This window comes from Saccharopolyspora indica (genome assembly GCF_027853965.1).
Classification (GTDB): domain Bacteria; phylum Actinomycetota; class Actinomycetes; order Mycobacteriales; family Pseudonocardiaceae; genus Saccharopolyspora; species Saccharopolyspora indica.
In genome coordinates, this window is the sequence record NZ_JAQGLB010000004.1 from 281,824 (window position 1) to 298,434 (window position 16,611).

Annotated in this window: 18 protein-coding genes; 8 read left to right on the plus strand and 10 right to left on the minus strand. The window is 71.0% G+C overall.

What is annotated here, in order from left to right; genetic code table 11:
- Window positions 1-49: 49 nt before the first annotated feature.
- The gene (locus OU416_RS11925) at window positions 50-1,132 is read left to right on the plus strand and encodes an epoxide hydrolase family protein (RefSeq protein WP_270926954.1); all 1,083 of its coding nucleotides are present in this window, start codon (window positions 50-52) and stop codon (window positions 1,130-1,132) included.
- Window positions 1,133-1,172: 40 nt separating this feature from the next.
- Here the strand turns inward: OU416_RS11925 and OU416_RS11930 are convergent, their stop codons facing one another.
- Together OU416_RS11930 and OU416_RS11935 are read right to left on the minus strand one after the other, a co-directional pair.
- Complete coding sequence (locus OU416_RS11930) at window positions 1,173-1,667, minus strand: GNAT family N-acetyltransferase (RefSeq protein ID WP_270926955.1); 495 nt, start codon at window positions 1,665-1,667, stop codon at window positions 1,173-1,175.
- A gap of 185 nt (window positions 1,668-1,852) precedes the next feature.
- Window positions 1,853-2,746, minus strand: coding sequence for an RNA polymerase sigma-70 factor (locus OU416_RS11935; protein WP_270926956.1), 894 nt, complete (start codon window positions 2,744-2,746; stop codon window positions 1,853-1,855).
- Between the two features lie 234 nt (window positions 2,747-2,980).
- Here OU416_RS11935 and OU416_RS11940 point away from each other — a divergent pair, with 234 nt between their 5' ends.
- Window positions 2,981-3,466, plus strand: coding sequence for a carboxymuconolactone decarboxylase family protein (locus OU416_RS11940; RefSeq protein ID WP_270926957.1), 486 nt, complete (start codon window positions 2,981-2,983; stop codon window positions 3,464-3,466).
- Between the two features lie 464 nt (window positions 3,467-3,930).
- Entirely contained in the window at window positions 3,931-4,398 is a 468-nt protein-coding gene (locus OU416_RS11945) for a hypothetical protein (protein ID WP_270926958.1), read from the plus strand.
- Between the two features lie 61 nt (window positions 4,399-4,459).
- Here OU416_RS11945 and OU416_RS11950 read toward each other — a convergent pair whose 3' ends face one another.
- The 3 genes from OU416_RS11950 to OU416_RS11960 form a co-directional block, all read right to left on the minus strand.
- Window positions 4,460-5,632, minus strand: a complete 1,173-nt coding sequence (locus OU416_RS11950) for a hypothetical protein (RefSeq protein ID WP_270926959.1) — start codon at window positions 5,630-5,632, stop codon at window positions 4,460-4,462.
- A gap of 158 nt (window positions 5,633-5,790) precedes the next feature.
- Window positions 5,791-6,423: a hypothetical protein gene (locus OU416_RS11955; RefSeq protein WP_270926960.1), complete on the minus strand. Its 633-nt coding sequence runs from the start codon at window positions 6,421-6,423 to the stop codon at window positions 5,791-5,793.
- Window positions 6,424-6,432: 9 nt separating this feature from the next.
- Complete coding sequence (locus OU416_RS11960) at window positions 6,433-7,281, minus strand: alpha/beta fold hydrolase (protein WP_270926961.1); 849 nt, start codon at window positions 7,279-7,281, stop codon at window positions 6,433-6,435.
- Window positions 7,282-7,353: 72 nt separating this feature from the next.
- Between OU416_RS11960 and OU416_RS11965 the strand changes: the two genes are divergently transcribed.
- Genes OU416_RS11965 through OU416_RS11975 form a run of 3 tightly spaced genes read left to right on the plus strand, consistent with a single transcriptional unit; the run spans window position 7,354 to window position 9,914 of the window.
- Complete coding sequence (locus OU416_RS11965; protein WP_270926962.1) at window positions 7,354-8,364, plus strand: helix-turn-helix domain-containing protein; 1,011 nt, start codon at window positions 7,354-7,356, stop codon at window positions 8,362-8,364.
- 15 nt (window positions 8,365-8,379) lie between these two features.
- A complete protein-coding gene (locus tag OU416_RS11970) occupies window positions 8,380-8,703 on the plus strand; it encodes a YciI family protein (RefSeq protein WP_270926963.1) in 324 nt (107 codons plus the stop codon).
- The gene (locus OU416_RS11975; protein WP_270926964.1) at window positions 8,700-9,914 is read left to right on the plus strand and encodes an RNA polymerase sigma factor; all 1,215 of its coding nucleotides are present in this window, start codon (window positions 8,700-8,702) and stop codon (window positions 9,912-9,914) included. The genes OU416_RS11970 and OU416_RS11975 overlap by 4 nt, the downstream gene beginning before the upstream one ends.
- 24 nt (window positions 9,915-9,938) lie before the next feature.
- On the opposite strand, the gene OU416_RS11980 is transcribed toward OU416_RS11975, so the two are convergent.
- From OU416_RS11980 to OU416_RS11995, 4 genes are all read right to left on the minus strand, one after another.
- Complete coding sequence (locus OU416_RS11980) at window positions 9,939-10,889, minus strand: aldo/keto reductase (RefSeq protein WP_270926965.1); 951 nt, start codon at window positions 10,887-10,889, stop codon at window positions 9,939-9,941.
- 109 nt (window positions 10,890-10,998) lie between these two features.
- The gene (locus OU416_RS11985; RefSeq protein ID WP_270926966.1) at window positions 10,999-11,481 is read right to left on the minus strand and encodes a hypothetical protein; all 483 of its coding nucleotides are present in this window, start codon (window positions 11,479-11,481) and stop codon (window positions 10,999-11,001) included.
- Window positions 11,478-12,914 carry a sensor histidine kinase gene (locus OU416_RS11990; RefSeq protein ID WP_270926967.1) on the minus strand — a complete coding sequence of 479 codons (1,437 nt, stop codon included), beginning with the start codon at window positions 12,912-12,914 and terminating at the stop codon, window positions 11,478-11,480. The genes OU416_RS11985 and OU416_RS11990 overlap by 4 nt, the downstream gene beginning before the upstream one ends.
- Before the next feature lie 93 nt (window positions 12,915-13,007).
- Window positions 13,008-13,916, minus strand: coding sequence for an NmrA/HSCARG family protein (locus OU416_RS11995; RefSeq protein ID WP_270926968.1), 909 nt, complete (start codon window positions 13,914-13,916; stop codon window positions 13,008-13,010).
- Between the two features lie 95 nt (window positions 13,917-14,011).
- Here OU416_RS11995 and OU416_RS12000 point away from each other — a divergent pair, with 95 nt between their 5' ends.
- On the plus strand, window positions 14,012-14,566 hold the full coding sequence (locus tag OU416_RS12000; RefSeq protein ID WP_270926969.1) for a TetR/AcrR family transcriptional regulator: 555 nt from the start codon (window positions 14,012-14,014) through the stop codon (window positions 14,564-14,566).
- Here OU416_RS12000 and OU416_RS12005 read toward each other — a convergent pair.
- A complete protein-coding gene (locus OU416_RS12005; protein WP_270926970.1) occupies window positions 14,550-15,242 on the minus strand; it encodes a MerR family transcriptional regulator in 693 nt (230 codons plus the stop codon). The genes OU416_RS12000 and OU416_RS12005 overlap by 17 nt on opposite strands.
- Window positions 15,243-15,355: 113 nt before the next feature.
- Here OU416_RS12005 and OU416_RS12010 point away from each other — a divergent pair, with 113 nt between their 5' ends.
- Window positions 15,356-16,543, plus strand: coding sequence for an erythromycin esterase family protein (locus OU416_RS12010; RefSeq protein ID WP_270926971.1), 1,188 nt, complete (start codon window positions 15,356-15,358; stop codon window positions 16,541-16,543).
- Window positions 16,544-16,611 lie beyond the last annotated feature (68 nt).

The following is a 16,611-nucleotide window of genomic DNA, read 5'->3' on the forward strand; positions in this document are numbered from 1 at the left end:
TGGCGAAGCCAACGAAAATCCCGGCCGGATGACCCCTGGAGCGAGGACCATGATCACGCCGTTCCGCATCGACGTTCCCCAGGCCGATCTCGACGACCTGAACGACCGGCTCTCCCGCGCCCGCTGGCCCAACGAGATCGCCGACGCCGGGTGGGACTACGGCTTCCCCTTGGCGCGCCTCAAGGAACTGGCCGAGCACTGGCGCACCGGCTACGACTGGCGCGAGCACGAGGCCGAGCTCAACGAGCTCCCGCACTTCACCACCGAGATCGACGGCCAGCACATCCACTTCGTCCACGTCCGGTCCTCGAAGCCGGATGCGCTCGCGCTGCTGCTCACCCACGGCTGGCCCGGTTCGTTCCTGGAGTTCCTCGACGTGATCGAGCCGCTCTCGCGCGACTTCCACCTGGTGATCCCGTCCATCCCCGGCTTCGGCTTCTCCGGGGCGACCCGCGAGCGCGGCTGGGACTACGTGCGGGTCGCGCGGGCCTGGGCCGAGCTGATGCGGTCGCTCGGGTACGAGCGCTACGGCGCGCAGGGCGGCGACTTCGGTTCGGGCATCTCGCTGGCGCTCGGTGCGGTGGCGCCCGAGCGGGTCGTCGGGGTGCACGTGAACTACCTGCCGACCCGGCCGGATCCCGGCGTTGAACTCTCCGAAGTGGACGAAGTCCGGTTGGGCAAGGTGCGGCAGCTGATGGCGAACCGTCCGCCGTACCAGGCCCTGCAGGCCGCCACACCGCAGACCATCGGCTACGCGCTGACCGACTCGCCGGTGGGTCAACTGGCCTGGATCGCCGAGCGCTTCGCGCAGTGGACCGACCCTCGCTCGCAGATCGACGACGACCGGATGCTGACCGGCATCTCGCTGTACTGGCTGACCGCCACCGCGGCGTCCTCGGCGCGGATGCACCGCGAGGCCCAGCGGCGGACCGAGCCGTGCCCGGTGCCGGTCGGCGTGGCGGTGTTCGCGCACGACATCACGTTGTCCGTGCGACCGCTGGCCGAGCGGCTGCACGACATCAGGCACTGGTCGGAGTTCGAGCGCGGTGGCCACTTCGCGGCGATGGAGGTGCCGGAGCTGTTCGCCGCGGACGTCCGGGACTTCTTCCTCGCCCGGATCGAGGACCGTTAGGCCAGGGGCCCTGGAGGCATCGCTTCCAGGGCCCCTGGTTTCAGCGCGGGTCCAGCGTGAACCTGAACCGGGCGGTGCTCCCGTCGGTGGTCCAGCGGCGGAAACCGGCCTTCTCCAGGACGCGGACCGAGGACGGGTTCGACAGCTCCACACCGGCGGACACGGTGTGGACATCCGGTGCGGTCAGGGCGAACTCCGCCAGGGCGCGGGCGGCCTCGGTGGCGTAGCCGCGACCGCGGCGAGAGGCCACGATGCCGTACCCGATTTCCAGGACGCCGTCATTGGGCGGCCAGAACAGGCCGATCGAGCCCACCACCGAACCGCTCGCGCGCTCGACGACCAGGCGGTGGCCGTGCGCACCGAGCCAAGCGGGGTTCTCGCCGAGGAGACCGGCGATCACGCGATCGCCTTCGGCGGGGAAGTCGGCCGCCCAGTGCGGGGACCGGGTGCCGTCGAGGACCGCGGTGGCCTCGTCCGCGGTCCAGGTCCGCAGGACGAGCCGCTCGGTGATCAGATCGGCGGGTGAAGAGGACACGTGCTTCTCCTGGTCGTTGAACGACCCGGACCGCGCTTCGACTAGTGCGCGGCCCGGATGAGGGCATGCTGAAGAGGGCCGACGACGGCCATATTCATCAACCTCCCCATCCGGTGATCACGCGTCTCTCGCGCTGGCGCGACGGTAGCAGCGGTTTCTCAACCGCGGCAACGCATTTTCGGAGCTCAGCGGCGCATGGCGGTTTCGAGGTCGATGCGTGCCAGCTTCTCCGGATTGCGCACCGCGTACAGGCCGGTGATGAGGCCGTCGTCGATGCGCACCGCCAGGACGGAATCGGCCTTTCCGGTCAGCTCGATGAGCAGTGCGGGCTGTCCGTTGATCTGCATCGGCCGCAGCGAAGCCGCGGTGAGCCGGTTCAGCACGCGGGTGACCTGGTCGGCGCCCACGACGGGTGCCAGTGCGGCCGGTACGACTCCGCCGCCGTCGGTCAGCAGGACGACGTCCGGTGCGAGGACGTCGAGCAGGCGTTGCACGTCGCCTGTTTCGACCGCCAGCCGAAACGCTTCGAGCGCGTCGCGGGCCTCGGCCGGGGAGGTGTTCCCGCGTGGTCGGCGCGCGGTGACGTGGTTGCGCGCGCGGTGGGCGATCTGGCGGACGGCAGCCGGTGTTCTGCCGACGGCGCCCGCGATTTCGTCGTAGCCGAGGTCGAAGACCTCGCGCAGCACGAACACGGCGCGCTCGGTCGGTGCGAGCGTCTCCAGCACCAGCAGCATCGCCATCGAGACGCTGTCGGCCAGCTCGACGTCCTCGGCCACGTCGGGGGCGGTCAGCAGCGGTTCCGGCAGCCAGGGGCCGGTGTAGGACTCCTTGCGGCGGCGGAGTGCGCGCAGTCGGGTCAGCGCTTCGCGCGTGGTGATCCGCACCAGGAAGGCGCGCCGATCGCGCACCGCGCCGAGGTCGACTCCCGTCCAGCGCAGCCAGGTCTCCTGCAGGACGTCCTCGGCGTCGGCGGCCGAGCCGAGCATCTCGTAGGCCACGGTGAACAGCAGGTTCCGGTGGGCGACGAACACCGCGGTGGCGGGGTCCGTGCGGTCGTGCGCGGCGGTGCCCTCGTTCATTCCCGGCTCCTGTCCGTTCGCTTCCGGGCGGATGGCCCGACCCTGCAACTCGAAGTGCGGTCGAGGTCAACCGCGTTGTGCACGAGAAGCCGCACGAGGCCGCTTTGTGACAGCCGAACCTGGTGACCTGCGTCACGCCGCTGCCCTGTCACAGAGCCCGGGTGGGCGGCTTCTCCATGGGCGTCACGATGCCGCGAACCGCGCGGCCCGCGTTCCACGAGTGAGGACGAAGCGATGGAACCCCGCATCAACCTGATGACCAACCAGCTCGGCGCCAAGATCAGCAAGCGGATCTACGGCGTCAACCTGGCGATCCAGGAGGTGGCGCTGCCGAAGACGTTGCTGGAGCTGATCGAGCTGCGGGTCAGCCAGATCAACGGCTGCGGCTGGTGCGTCGACGTCCACACCAAGGAGGCGGCGCGCGCCGGTGAGACCGCGGTCCGGATCAACCTGGTCGCAGCCTGGCGCGAGTCCACCGCGTTCACCGAGGCCGAGCGGGCCGCGTTGGCGCTCGCCGAGGAGGGCACCCGGCTCGCCGACGCCCACCAGGGGGTTTCCGACGAGACCTGGGCCCAGGTGCGCGAGCACTACGACGACGATCAGCTCGCGGCGCTGGTCTCCCTGATCGCGATGATCAACGCCGCCAACCGGCTCGGCGTGATCACGCGCATGCGGGGAGGCTCCTACGACCCCGGCATGTTCGCGGACCTGTCGAGCTGATCGCCCGAGGTCGCGGATGCGGGTGCGCAGCGGTTCGGGCAGCTCGCCACCGCCTTCGCAGCGACCGGGTCGGATCTGCGGTTGGCGAACGTCCATTCGGCCACCATCGAGCTGGATGATGCGCCTTTCCTCGATTGGGTGACGCCGCGTCTGCATTTTCGTGCTGGGTTTGCCGGGGTGCGATTCTCCGATTTCTCGCGAGGGCGGCTCGGGTCGTGTCGAGATGGGGTTGGGAAATGCGTCCCGCGCATCCCGGGACGCGTTGAACTCCCTGTTCAGAACGGGTTTGGAATCCCATTCACTCTATTTCGACAGAAATCGCGTTGCGGCCCTCATCCGGTGCTCGGCAAGATTCATGGCGTCCGCTGGAGTTCCTGGGGGAAGCGGTCTCGCTGGGGCTTCAGAACACCTGGGCGAACTGCCCGGAAAACTGTTGATGGGGAATCACGATGGGGAATCAGCGCATGAATTCCAGCAAGGTCGCGAAGGCGATCGCGGCAGGGGCGTTCGCCGCGGCGGCGCTGGCTCTGGGGGTCGTCCCGGCGCAGGCCGGCGCCGACGTGCGGGGCCAGGAGTGCGGGTGGGGCGGCTGCAGCGAGATCCAGAACCGCTCGCACCGGGACGTGAAGGTGGGGCGCGACTGGTGCGGCGACGACCCCGCGGGGACGGTCAAGAAGGTGAAGTGGATCTGCGGCAAGCCCTCGGACAAGCACCCGTACCAGGACCTCAAGCCCGGGGAGCACTCGCACGAGTCGGCCTACGCCGATACCGACACCTTCCGCATCGACCCGGGCTACGAGATGCACGTCCAGTGGAACAACGACGGTGAGGAGAACGGCCCGGTCACGGTGTACGGGAAGAAGGACCACACCCGCTGGGTGAAGGTCGCCAACAACCACGACATCGACATCGAGGCCTACTTCAAGCCCTGATCGCCGAGCGCCATCCACCCCGTGATCAGCCGCTCGGCGATCACGGGGTGGATGCGGGTGCTCACGACAAGGAGAGGGAGGCCATGCCGGTGTCCAGCGCCAACTTGTCGAGGAATTCGTCCGCCGCCTTCCCGCCGCCCTGGCCGAACTTGACCTTGCTGTATCCGAAGGCGGTCGGCCAGGTGGTCGTCTCGGTCCTGCCCTTGCCGGTGATCTTTTCGGGTCGCTGGTAGCCAGCCCTGTTGAGTCTCGACAGCAGTGCCTTCGCGGCCGCTGGGGCGAGCTTCGCACCGTCCCCGACCTTCTTCCCCATCTCCACCTCGAAGTGGTTCTGCTTGTCCTTGGCGCTGGTCGCGGTCATGGAGTCGTAGACCTCCCGGGTGGCTTTCCCGAGGGCCTGGATCCGCTGCTCCTTCCGCTGCTGCTTGTCCTTCGCCTGGCCCCGGCGCTTCGCCGCGCCTGCGGGGCCGGAATCGCTGGGGCTGAGATTGCTGAGATCCAGCTTCGGGTACATCACCTCGGCGACGTAGTCCTTGGTGGTCCAGCCTGAGCCGTCCTTCTTGAGGACGTGGTTCACCTGCTCGGTCGAGGTGACGTCGAACCAGGCGATCGCCTTCTTGCTCGAATCGAGCAGGCGGATGTCGGGTCGCGTATTCCCCGATCCCACCTGGAAGTCGATCGTGTACCCATCCGGCAGGAGGTGGTCGAGCTTCTTGTCCGTCTCCAGCCAGCTCTGGACGACGGCCTCGACGGCGTAGCCGAACCTGGCGTGCACCAGATCGGTATCCTTCTTGCCCGATTCCAGATACGTCCGGTACGCGGTGTGCCACCGATCGATGTGACCGCTTCCGCCGACCGGGACGCTATCGGCGTTGTGCAGAACGGTCTGCGCCGCCAGCTCGACCAGGCCGCTCAAGCTCTGACCGAACGCCACCAGGTCGGTTCCCGTCTGTCGATGCCATTTGATCTCCCGCTGGACCGGAACGTTCGCACCGCCGTGTGCCGGACTCGCGGAGTCGGTACGCGTGACGGCAGGGCCCACCGTCTCGCGCCGCTCGGTCAGAAGCCTGACCACCGCGGCGTTGCCGATGCTGCGTTGGAGGGCCGGCACCGCGTCCGGTGCCGGGTGCGCTGGATGCGGGACCGGCACCCCGTTCGCGCGGGCAGCGCCTTCCGAACCGGAAGCACGCAGGTCCGCGTGATCTTTCCGTTCCAGCCTGTCGTATGCGGGCATGATCGCCTCCTGGAGTGGGTTGATCGAGGGTGTGAGAGCGCCCTTCTTGTCAACCACGTGCCGAACACCGCGGAACAGGTCCCCACGGGCAGACTGCGGGGCACGGGCGGAGGGTCGTTGAGGCGTTCGTGCGGTCCGCACCGGCCCGGGTGCCGGTGTCAGGGTTGCCGGGTGGCGGCGCAGGTTTCGATCCACCTCGTGAGGTCGGGTACGTCGTCGATGGCGAGCAGGGATGGGCAGCCCGGCAGGGGCCTCACCCCGGTGAACGCGTGGTCCTGGGCGAAGAGCAGGAGCCGACCGCTCTGGCGGTGGACCAGCGTCAGGTTGCCGTTGGCCTCGACCGCGACGACGTAGTGCTCGTCGGGCTGGATGGGGATGTCGTGCCCGTCCCAGAGCGCGCTGGCTTCGAGCACTTCCGCGAGCCGGATCTGCGCGACGTCGGCGGTGAGCACCTCGTCCTGGTTGCGCCACCAGGAGCCGGGTTCGCCGAACCACTCGGTGATCCCGCCGCAAACGGCCCAGAAGGCTCGGTGGACCGGGTGGAACTCCTCGGCTCCCGCTTGCTGAGGCGGGCGGCAGAGCCATCCTCGCCGGTCGTCGCGCGGCCCCCAGGCCAGCAGCTCGTAGGACTCCCCGTCGTCGGAGACCGGTGTGACGGTCGCTGATTCGAGCAGGGCCGAGAGCGCGGGCAAGCCGGGTACCGGCCCGCGCGACCACGGCTTCGCCTCGCCCGCCACGGCGGTTTCGCCGAACCACGGAACTCGGTCGAGGAACTGCTCCCAGTCGGACACGGGCCGACCCTAGCCGTGCTGCTCGGCTGTGCGGCCGAGTTCTCGTTCGAAGGCGAGGAGTTCTTCGGCGAAGGCTCGGGGGTTGTCCTCGGGGGAGAAGTGGCCCGCTTCGGGGATGAACCTGAGTTCGGCTTCCGGGAGCGCTGCGGCGAGCTCGCGGGCCTTCTCCGGCGGGAACCACGCGTCGTCGGAGCCCCACAGCAGCCGCACCGGCACGGTGAGCCGGTCGAGCCGGGCAACCAGCGGCGCCGCCATGTCCTCGTCGTAGCGGGCGACCGCGCGCCAGTACGCCGCCACGCCTTCCTCGCCGCGCCAGGGCGACATGTAGGCCTCGAAGACCTCCGGCGGCATCGGGCGGTGCGTGGTCTGCGCCAGGTGCGCGGCGATCATCCCTTCGGCGATGTGCGTCGGCAGCCGGCGCATCGTGCCCTGGTTCTCCCGCGCCAGGCGGGAGAAGTCCGTGATGAACGGCGGGATGACGGCCGCGTCGGCGAAGACGAACGCTCCGACGTCGAGGCCTTCGAAGAAGTGTGCTCGCAGGGCGAAGATCGGTGCGAAGTCGAAGGCCACCACGGTCGGTGCGGTGAGGTTCCAGTGCGCGAAGAGCTCGGGAAGCCGGCGGGCCTGCTCGTCCCACGAGATGTTCTGGCCGTCGAAGCGGTCCGAGCGGCCGAATCCCGGCCAGTCGAACACGTGCACGTGGTGCTGCGGCGACAGGTGCTCGACCACGCCGCGCCAGATGAACGACCAGTTCGGCGTGCCGTGCAGCAGGACGATCGGCGGGCCGGAGCCGAAGGAGTCCCAGCGGATCGCGCCTTGCGGTGAGTCGAACGTGCGGGACAGGTGCCAGTCGGACATGGGTCAAGGCTGCCGCGCTGGTCGCGCTCGCACGAGTGGCGCTGGTGCCACGTACCGCTAAGATACCGCCACATGGGGCCGACGGTGTCCGTCCTCGCCTACGAGGGCATGTCGGCGTTCGAGACCGGCATCGTCACCGAGGTCTTCGGGCTGCGCTGGCCGGAACTGGACGTCGACTGGTACGAGCTGACCATCTGCGCGGAGCGGCCGGGCGCGGTGCGGGTCGTCGGCGGTGCCACGCTGTCCACTCCGCACGGTCTCGACGTGGTGGCGCGAGCCGGGACCGTGGTGATCCCGAGCGTGTCCGACGTGACCGCCGAGCCGACGCCCGAGCTCGTCGCCGCCCTGCGCCTGGCGCACCAGCGGGGTGCGCGCATCGTCTCGATCTGCTCGGGGGCTTTCGCACTGGCCGCCGCGGGCCTGCTCGACGGCCGCCGGGCCACCACGCACTGGCGCTACGCCGATCTGCTGCGCCGCCGGTACCCGCGGGTGGAGGTCGATCCGAACCCGCTCTACATCGACGATCGCGACGTCCTGACCAGCGCCGGGTGCGCCGCCGGGCTCGATCTGTGCCTGCACATCGTCCGGCAGGACTTCGGTGCCGCTGTCGCCAACGCGATCGCCCGCAGGCTGGTGGTCCCGCCGCACCGCGACGGCGGGCAGGCGCAGTACGTCGAAGCGGCGGTGGCACCGGCTCCGGAGGACGGCCGGATCGCCGAGAGCATGACGTGGGCGGTGCAGCACCTCGCCGAGCCCATCACCGTGGCGGCGCTGGCCCGCCGGGCCGCCATGTCGGCCAGGAGCTACCTGCGGCACTTCGCCCGGTGCGCGGGCACCAGCCCCATCCGGTGGCTGATCGCCCAGCGCGTTCAGGCCAGCCTCGGCCTGCTGGAGACGACGGATGCCTCGATCGACGAGGTCGCGCGGGCGGTGGGGTTCGACACGGCGGTCACCTACCGCCACCACTTCACCAAGGCCATGCGGACCTCGCCGTCGGCTTATCGCCGGACCTTCCGGGTGTCCGATCGGGGCGGTGCCGTTCGTGGTGGGGTGAGGGGAACCTCCCCGCCGTCCCCGACCTGATCCGGAGGAGTTGAGATGCAGTACCTGGTTTCGGTGATCGACGACAAGACGGCGTCCGCCACCGAGGACGAGATGGCTGCCGTCGGAGCGTTCAACGAGCGGCTCCAGGCCGAGGGGCACTGGGTCTTCGCCGGTGGGCTCAACGCGCCCAGCACGGCCACCGTCATCGAGCACCGGGACGGGGAGCCGATGTTCACCGACGGGCCCTTCCTGGAGTCGAAGGAGCACCTCGCCGGGTTCTGGGTCATCGAGGCCCCCGACCTCGACGTGGCGCTCCAGCTCGCCGCCGAGGGAGCCCGGTGCTGCAACCGGAAGGTCGAAGTGCGGCCGTTCCTGTGAACCCGGTCGAAGAGGCGCTCGCCCGCGCTCACCGCGAGGAGTGGGCGCGGGTGGTCGCCGTCCTGACCAAGCGCTTCGGTGATCTCGACATCGCCGAGGAAGCGGCGGCCGAGACGTTCGCGACGGCCGTCGAGCGGTGGGCGGCCGACGGCGTGCCGCCGAATCCCGGTGCCTGGCTGACCACCACCGCCGCCCGCAAGGCGATCGACCGGCTGCGGCGGGAGAGCAAGCGCGAGGGCAAGCACCGGGAGGCGCTGCTGATGCACGACGAGCCCGGGCCCGCCGGGGCCATCGGCGACGAGCGGCTCCGGTTGCTCTTCACCTGCTGCCACCCGGCGCTGGCGATGGAGGCCCGGGTCGCGCTGACGCTGCGCATGGTCGGCGGGCTGACCGCTGCGGAGATCGCGAACGCGTTCCTGGTGCGGGAACCCGCCATGGGCAAGCGGATCACCCGCGCGAAGGACAAGATCAAGGCGGCTCGCATCCCGTACCGGATCCCGTCCGCCGAGGATCTCCCGAAACGCGTTTCCGGTGTGCTCGCAGTGCTCTTCCTCGTCTTCAACGAGGGCTACCTGGCGACCGGTTCCGGCACCGATCCCGTCCGCCAGGAGCTGACGGCCGAGGCGATCCGGTTGGCGCGGCTGGTCCGCGGCCTCCTGCCCGATGACGGTGAGGTGGCCGGGCTGCTGGCGCTCATGCTGCTCATCGAATCCCGCCGGGCCGCCCGGGTTTCGGCGACCGGCGAGCTGATCACGCTCGCCGAGCAGGATCGCGGTGCGTGGGACGCGGCTCTGATCGCCGAGGGACATCAGCTGGTGCGCGAGCGCCTGGCGACGGGAGCACCTCCCGGGCGCTACCAGGTCCTCGCCGCGATCAACGCGGTGCACACCTCCGCCCGTGATGCCCGCGACACCGACTGGCGGCAGGTCGTCGCGCTCTACGACCAGCTCGTGCGCCTCGATCCTTCGCCGATCGTCGCGCTCAACCGGGCCATCGCGGTCGCCGAGGTCGACGGCCCGGAGGTGGCGCTGGCGGCCGTCGACCGGCTCGACCTGGCCGGTTATCACGCGTTCCACGCGACTCGCGCCGACCTGCTGCGGAGGCTGGGGCTCGTGCGGGAAGCGCGCTCGGCGTACGGCGAAGCCATCGAGCTGGCGGGCAACACCGCCGAAATCGCCTACCTGGCACGCCGCCGCGACCAGCTGGGGTAGCGCGGCGTGCCAGGAGGCGTTCGGTCAGGCCGAGGCGGCCGTGAGCGCCTGGAGCTCGGCGTCGGTCAGCTGCAGGTCGTGCAGGGCGAGCAGCGCGGGCAGCTGCTCGACCGTGCGGGCGGAGGCGATCGGCGCGACCACCGTGGGCTGCTGCGCGAGCCAGGCCAGCGCGACGGTCGCCAGCTCCGCGCAGCGAGCCGCCGCGACCTCCTCCAGCGCGGCGAGGACCCGCACCCCGCGTTCGGTGTCCGCGTAGCCACCGGCCAGGCCGGGCATGTCGCGCACGCTGTCGACGGTCTTGCCCGGGCGGTACTTGCCGGTCAGGAAGCCGGAGGCGAGCGCGAAGTACGGGACGCAGGCCAGCCCGCCGCGCTGCACGATCTCCTGCCGCTCGCCCTCGTAGGTGTCGCGCGAGACGAGGTTGTACTGCGGCTGGAGCGCGACGTAGCGGGCCAGGCCCTCGCGGTCGGAGAAGGCCAGCGAGGCGGCGAGCCGCTCGGGGCTGATGTTGGAGGCGGCGATGGCGCGGACCTTGCCCGCCTTCACCAGGCCGTCCAGCGCGGTGATGATGTCCTCGACCGGGACGGACTCGTCGTCGAAGTGCGTGTAGTAGAGGTCGATGCGGTCGGTGCCCAGCCGGCGCAGGGAATCCTCGGCGGCGGCCGCGATGTTCGCCGGTGCGAGCCCCTTGCGCTCGGGGTGGTCGCCGACCTTGGTCGCGACCACCACGTCGTCGCGGTTGCCGCGGTCGGCGAGCCACCTGCCGATGATGGCCTCGGACTGGCCCGCTTCGTTGCCGGGGAAGTGGTGCATGTACGAGTCGGCGGTGTCGACGAAGTTGCCGCCCGCTTCGCGGTAGGAGTCGAGCACCGCGAACGAGGTGGCTTCGTCGGCGGTCCAGCCGAACACGTTCCCGCCCAAGCACAACGGGGACACGGACAGGCCGGACGAGCCCAGTGGGCGAAGTGCGGTCATGGTTGATTGAACCACGGCTCGCGCGGTCGCCGAGGCGGCAGATCGCCCGTTCGCCCGGGAGCCCGTTCGGCGGCAGCGCGATGGGTCCAGAGCGGACGCGCTCGCGCGATCAGGGGATGTCGCAGATCTTGTTGCGGTAGGTGGCGCCGACCGCGATGACGTCGACACCGGTGCCGGCGACCGGGTGGCCGTCGGCGACCAGCGCGGCGATCGCCGTGCACGCCACCTGGTTGATCCGGGCGGGAACGTTGTCGGGCAGCGGCGCGGGCACGTGCACCGCCACCGGTGTCGCGGTGGTGTCGACGGTGGGGACGACCGGCTCGCCGGGCAGCAGCGAGGAGAAGCCCGCCGCCGCTTCTTCCGGGGTGGGGCCCTGGAAGAGCGCCGCGAGGGTGCTCTGCGGTGTCACCTCCGGGATGCTGCTGCGCTGCACCGCTTCCAGCCTGCCGTCGTGGAGGAAGTACAGGCTCATCCGGTTGCCGCCGAACTTGTACATGGACGGGGCGCTCCCGGCGTCGACGACGGAGGTGGGCTGGATGCCGCACCCGGCGACCAGCAGCAGGGCGGTGGCGATGAGGAGGCGTCTGGTCACGGCTGCTCCCGGGGCAGGGTGAGGGTGAACCGCGCGCCGCTGCCGGTGTTGGCGGCGGTGATGTCGCCGCCGTGCAGCCGCGCGTTCTCGCGGGCGATGGCCAGGCCCAGACCGCTGCCCTCGGAGCGGGTGCGGGCCGAATCTGCCTTGGTGAACCGGTCGAACACGTGCGGCAGCACCTCGTCGCGGATGCCGGGGCCGTGGTCGGTCACGGTCAGCACGACGGTCCGCGCATCCGCGGTGAGCGCGACCAGGACCGGTGGGTTCCCGTGGCGCAGGGCGTTGCTGACGAGGTTGGCGACGACGACGTCGAGCCGCCGGGGATCCAGCGTCGCGGTGGTGCCGGGTGCGAGGTCCAGGACGATGCTCTCGTGCCCGTTCCAGCCGCGGGCGGTGAGCGTGCCGGTGATCGCCGTGGCGACGTCCAGCTCCTCCAGCCGGAGTTCGGCGCGACCGGCGTCGAAGCGCGAGATCTCGGCGAGGTCCTGCACGAGCCGGGTGAGCCTGCGGGTTTCGCTCGACACCAGGCGCGCGGCGGTGGCGGTGTCCTGCGGCAGCTGCTCGGCGTCCTCGTCGAGCACGTCGGTCACGGCGTTCATCGCGGCCAGGGGCGTGCGCAGCTCGTGGGACATGTCGGCGACGAACCGGCGCGCGTCGGCTTCCATCGCGCGCAACGACGCCACGGTCCGCTCCAGTTCGGAGGCGGTGTGGTTGAAGGTCGTGACGAGTTCGGCCAGTTCGTCGTTGCCTTCGACGGGCAGCCGGACGTCCAGCTGCCCGTCGCCGAGCTCGCGGGCTGCGGTGTTCAGGGCGCGCACGGGCCGCAGCACCTGGCTGGCGGCCAGCAGCGCCAGCAGCACCGCGAGCGGCAGCACCACCAGGGTGACCTGCCACGCCTGATCCGCGAGTTCGCCGATGGCCTCTTCCTGCTGCCACAGGGACATCGCCGCGTAGACCTCGATGCGGGTGTCCGGGCTGTCCGGGAGTTCGGATCCCCGCACGGCGGTGCCCATCACCAGGTGGGGAACGCCCCGGTCGTCCATGATGCGCTGGAACTGGATTCCGCGGCCCTCGGCGACTTCCCGCCGCATCTCGTCGGACAGCAGCTCCGGCCGGAACCCGTGCCGGGAGCGCAGTTCGCCGTAGTACGCGATGGAGTTGCCGTCGTTGACGTTCTCCGCCAACGCGTTCAGCTGCGCCTTGTCCGGCGGCGCCGTCAGCTGCGGCAGGTACGCGGTGATCTGGTCGCGCATCTGCTCCATCGCCGGGTCCTGCGCTGCCGACAGGATCGTGTTGCGCGCCGACACGTAGCTCGCGCCGGAGGCCGCGCCCGCGCCGACCACCGTCATCACCGCGAAGGCGAGCACGAGGCGCGGCCGCAGCCCGGACAGCAGCGCCCGCACCCGCTTCACCGGCGGGCGCTGCTCAGCCATCGTGTTTTCCCTGCTCCGCCATGGCCGTCATTGTTCCGAGCGGATGCGCGCGCCAGCGGCGAGCCACCGGTTTTGTAGCAGAACCATGACACTTCAGGCCCGCATGTGCTCCCGGGCCCAGTCCTCGAAACCGGTGAGCGGGATGCCGAGGTCCCCGGCGTACTCCGGGCGTCCCGGTTGGCCCGCCGCGTTGAGCCACTCGTGCCCGGCGCCCACGGGCGGCATTCCGGCGGCGACGGCCTGCTCCTCGGTCATGTCGGGCGCGGACAGCCGGGTTCCGAGCACGCGGGAGAGGACCTCGGCGACCTCCCGCATCGACAGGACCTCGCTCGCCAGCTCGAGCTCGACCCGGTCGAACCGCTCCGGCTCGGCGATGGCCGCCGCGGCCGCCGCGCCGATGTCGTCCACCGCGACCAGGGACAGCCGCGTTGCGGGCTTGATGACGCTGACCAGGCCGCCCTCGATGCCGCGCGGGAACAGGAACGCGGCGGCGGGCAGGAAGTTCTCCATGAAGAAGCCCGGTTTGAGCAGGGTCCAGCGCGGAAAACCGGCTTCGCGGAGGCGGTCCTGGAGCGCGGCCTTGGTGTTCATGGCGTGCTCCAGCATCTCCCAGCGGCCGTCGGCCCAGCCGGGGGTTTCGGTGTGCTGGCCGGCGCCGGAGACCGAGGTGTGCACGAACTGCGGAACCCCGGCGGCCAGCGCGGCCTCGATGAGGTTGACGCCCTGGGCCAGCTCACCGTCGAAGTCGGGGCCGTCGGCGGTGAAAGCGGGCATCTGCACGGAGAAGACCGCGCGGACGCCCTCGACGGCGCGGAGCACGGAATCGCGGTCGTTCAGGTCGCCCCGGACGAGTTCGGCGCCGAGCGCTTCGACGGCCGCGGCCTTGTCGTTCGCCGGGTCGCGGACCAGGGCGCGGACGGGAACGCCCGCGGCGAGCAGGGCGCGCGCAGTGGCGCCGCCTTGCTTGCCGGTGGCGCCGGTGACCAGGACGGGTGCGGGCATGGGGTGCCTCCTGAGAATAAGTGGCGGGGTCCGCCGTTTCTGCTCGGGTACGATATGGCGGACCCCGCCGTTTAGCAAGTCCCGGAGGTGACGCGATGGCGCAGCGCGCCGACGCCCAGCGCAACTACGCGCGGATCCTCGCGGTGGCGGAGCAGGAGGTCGCCGCGCACGGCCCGGACGCCTCGCTGGAGCAGATCGCCCGCGTCGCGGGAGTCGGCTCGGCCACGGTGCGCAGGCACTTCCCCACTCGGCAGGCGTTGCTGGAGGCGGTCTCCCGGGAGCGGATCGAGGCGCTGCGCCTCCGCGCCGAGACCCTGGCCGGCGAGAACAGCAGCCGCGATGCGCTGCTGAAGTGGCTGGGCGAACTCGTCGCCTACTGCGTCTCCGCGCGAGGTCTGGCGGCCGCGCTGGCCTACGACGATTCCGAGGACCCCACGCAGAACGGCTGCGCGGCCGCGCTGGAAGAGGCGGCAGGCGACCTGCTGGTCCGCGCGGCGCGGGACGGTGCGGTGACGGCCGACGTCACGGTCGCGGACCTGCTCTCGCTGGCCGTCGGCATCGCCCTGGTCACCCAGCACTCGCCCGAGCCGGCAGCCCGGGCGGACCGGCTGTTCCAGCTGGTCGTGGCGGGCGTCAGCCCGCGGGGCTGAGCATGGTCAGGTAGGTGTCGAGCTGGCCCGCGCCGGCGAGGAGGCCGCGGCTGCGCGCGGTCAGGCGGGCCTGCCAGGAGTCGAGGAAGGCGGCCAGCGCGTCGGCTCCGCCCGCCTCGCGCAGCGAGTCGACGAACTTCGCGACCTGGGTCAGCGGATAGCCGCCTCGGCGCAGTTGACGTGCGATTTCGGCGTCGCGCACGCAATCCGGCCGGTACTCGCGGTAGCCCGTCGCCCGGTCGCGCTCCGGGCGCAGGATGCCGTGCGTCTCCCAGGTGCGCAGCGTGGCCGGGTGCACGCCGATCCGGCGCGCGAGTTCGCCGACGGTCAGCGGCGGGCCGGTGACCGCCGTGGTGCTGGACAGGCTGCTCAGCGCCGTGGCGACCTCGGCGCGGGTGTCGCGCTCGGCGAGCAGCGCGACGTGCGCGGCGTCGATGAGCCGGTAGGCGGACTCGGTGTCACCGCGGTTGCTCGCCCGCATGATCTCCACGGCCTGCTGGTGCCCGTGGCCTCCGCGCAACGCGAGGAAGGCGCGCAAGGCCTGCGCGTGCAGGGGCGTGTAGCGGCGGTATCCGGTCTCGCTGCGCTCGGTCGGCGGGAGGACGCCCGCCTCGTCGTAGTTGCGGACGGCCTGGGCGGACAGCCCGTGCTCCCGGGCGAGGTCGATCGGTCGCACGCAGACCTCCGATTGAGGCTTTGAACATCGACTACCAGGTGGAATCGGTCGAAGTTTCACCCGATTCTTCAACGATAGCGTCGAAGGGAGTGCGAATCCGAGAAGGAGTGCTCATGTCCATTGCCGAGATCGCCCGCCAGCTCGACGACCTGGGCGGCGCCGTCGACGACCTGCTCGCCGCCCGGCCCGAACCGCCGGTCCTGCTCGGGCTCGGCGAACCCACGCACGGCATCGAGGCGTTCCCGCTGCTGCGCAACGAACTCCTGCCCGTGCTCGTCGAGCGCGGCTACCGCTCGATCGCCTTGGAGACGGACTTCCACGCCGCGTCCGTCGTCGACGACTACGTGGCCGGGAAACCGGCGGACCTCGACCAAGTGCTGGAAACCGGGTTCAGCCACCGGTTCGGCGCGGTGCCGGGAAACCGCGAGCTCGTCGAATGGCTCCGGGCCCACAACGCCGAGCGCGAACCGCAGGACCGGGTCCGCTTCCACGGCTTCGACGGGCCGATGGAGATGACCGGTGCGCCCAGCCCGCGGCACGCGCTGACCTCGGTCATCGACTACCTGCCCGCCGCGCTGGAGGTCCCGGACGTCGACGCGCTGCTCGGCGACGACGCGGACTGGACGAACGAAGCGGCCATGTTCGACCCGGCAGCGTCCATCGGAGGCTCCGACCGCGCTCGAGCGCTGCGCATCGTCGCCGACGACCTCGCCAGCGCCCTGCGCCGCGCGGCACCGGGCCTGCGCCGCCAGAACCCGGACGCCCACGACCGAGCCACCGCGCACGCGCGCACGGCCCTGGGCCTGCTGCGCTACCACGCGGCCATGGCCAGCCCATCGCCCGACCGGATCGCGACCTTGCTCAGCCTGCGCGCCGAGATGATGGCCGAGAACCTGCTCGCGATCGTCGCCCGGGAACAGCGCCGCGGACCGACCCTGGTGTTCGCGCACAACGCGCACCTCCAGCGCACGAAGTCCGACATGCAGTTCGCCGGGGACGACGTGAGCTGGGACGACGCGGGCGCGCTCGTCGAAATCGCCCTCGGCGAGCGCTACGTGTTCCTGGCGGCCGACGCCGATCCCCGCAGCGCGCCGGGCACCCTCCAGGGCGAGCTGGCCGAAGCGACCACCCGCCGCGCCCTGTTCCCGGCACCGGCCCTGCGCGCGGCGCTGCCCCCGTCGACCCGCGCGGGCGAACCGGTGGTCCCCGGCCACCTGCCCCTGAAACCGGAACAGCTGGCGGGCGCCGACGCGGTCGTCTTCATCGCCGACACCGACGGGAAGCAGCACCAGTTCTGGTGAGCGCGCCGTGTCCGGATGTGACAGCCGATCGTCATTGAGGACATCGGCGGCAGCGGTGAACATGGAGG

Excerpts from the sequence above, each read along its gene's own strand:
- OU416_RS11925 (WP_270926954.1), top strand. The coding sequence starts at position 50 with ATGATCACGCCGTTCCGCATCGACGTTCCCCAGGCCGATCTCGACGAC.
- OU416_RS11935 (WP_270926956.1), bottom strand. The coding sequence starts at position 2,746 with ATGAACGAGGGCACCGCCGCGCACGACCGCACGGACCCCGCCACCGCG.
- OU416_RS11940 (WP_270926957.1), top strand. The coding sequence starts at position 2,981 with ATGGAACCCCGCATCAACCTGATGACCAACCAGCTCGGCGCCAAGATC.
- OU416_RS11945 (WP_270926958.1), top strand. The coding sequence starts at position 3,931 with ATGAATTCCAGCAAGGTCGCGAAGGCGATCGCGGCAGGGGCGTTCGCC.
- OU416_RS11950 (WP_270926959.1), bottom strand. The coding sequence starts at position 5,632 with ATGCCCGCATACGACAGGCTGGAACGGAAAGATCACGCGGACCTGCGT.
- OU416_RS11960 (WP_270926961.1), bottom strand. The coding sequence starts at position 7,281 with ATGTCCGACTGGCACCTGTCCCGCACGTTCGACTCACCGCAAGGCGCG.
- OU416_RS11965 (WP_270926962.1), top strand. The coding sequence starts at position 7,354 with ATGGGGCCGACGGTGTCCGTCCTCGCCTACGAGGGCATGTCGGCGTTC.
- OU416_RS11970 (WP_270926963.1), top strand. The coding sequence starts at position 8,380 with ATGCAGTACCTGGTTTCGGTGATCGACGACAAGACGGCGTCCGCCACC.
- OU416_RS11980 (WP_270926965.1), bottom strand. The coding sequence starts at position 10,889 with ATGACCGCACTTCGCCCACTGGGCTCGTCCGGCCTGTCCGTGTCCCCG.
- OU416_RS11990 (WP_270926967.1), bottom strand. The coding sequence starts at position 12,914 with ATGGCTGAGCAGCGCCCGCCGGTGAAGCGGGTGCGGGCGCTGCTGTCC.
- OU416_RS11995 (WP_270926968.1), bottom strand. The coding sequence starts at position 13,916 with ATGCCCGCACCCGTCCTGGTCACCGGCGCCACCGGCAAGCAAGGCGGC.
- OU416_RS12000 (WP_270926969.1), top strand. The coding sequence starts at position 14,012 with ATGGCGCAGCGCGCCGACGCCCAGCGCAACTACGCGCGGATCCTCGCG.
- OU416_RS12010 (WP_270926971.1), top strand. The coding sequence starts at position 15,356 with ATGTCCATTGCCGAGATCGCCCGCCAGCTCGACGACCTGGGCGGCGCC.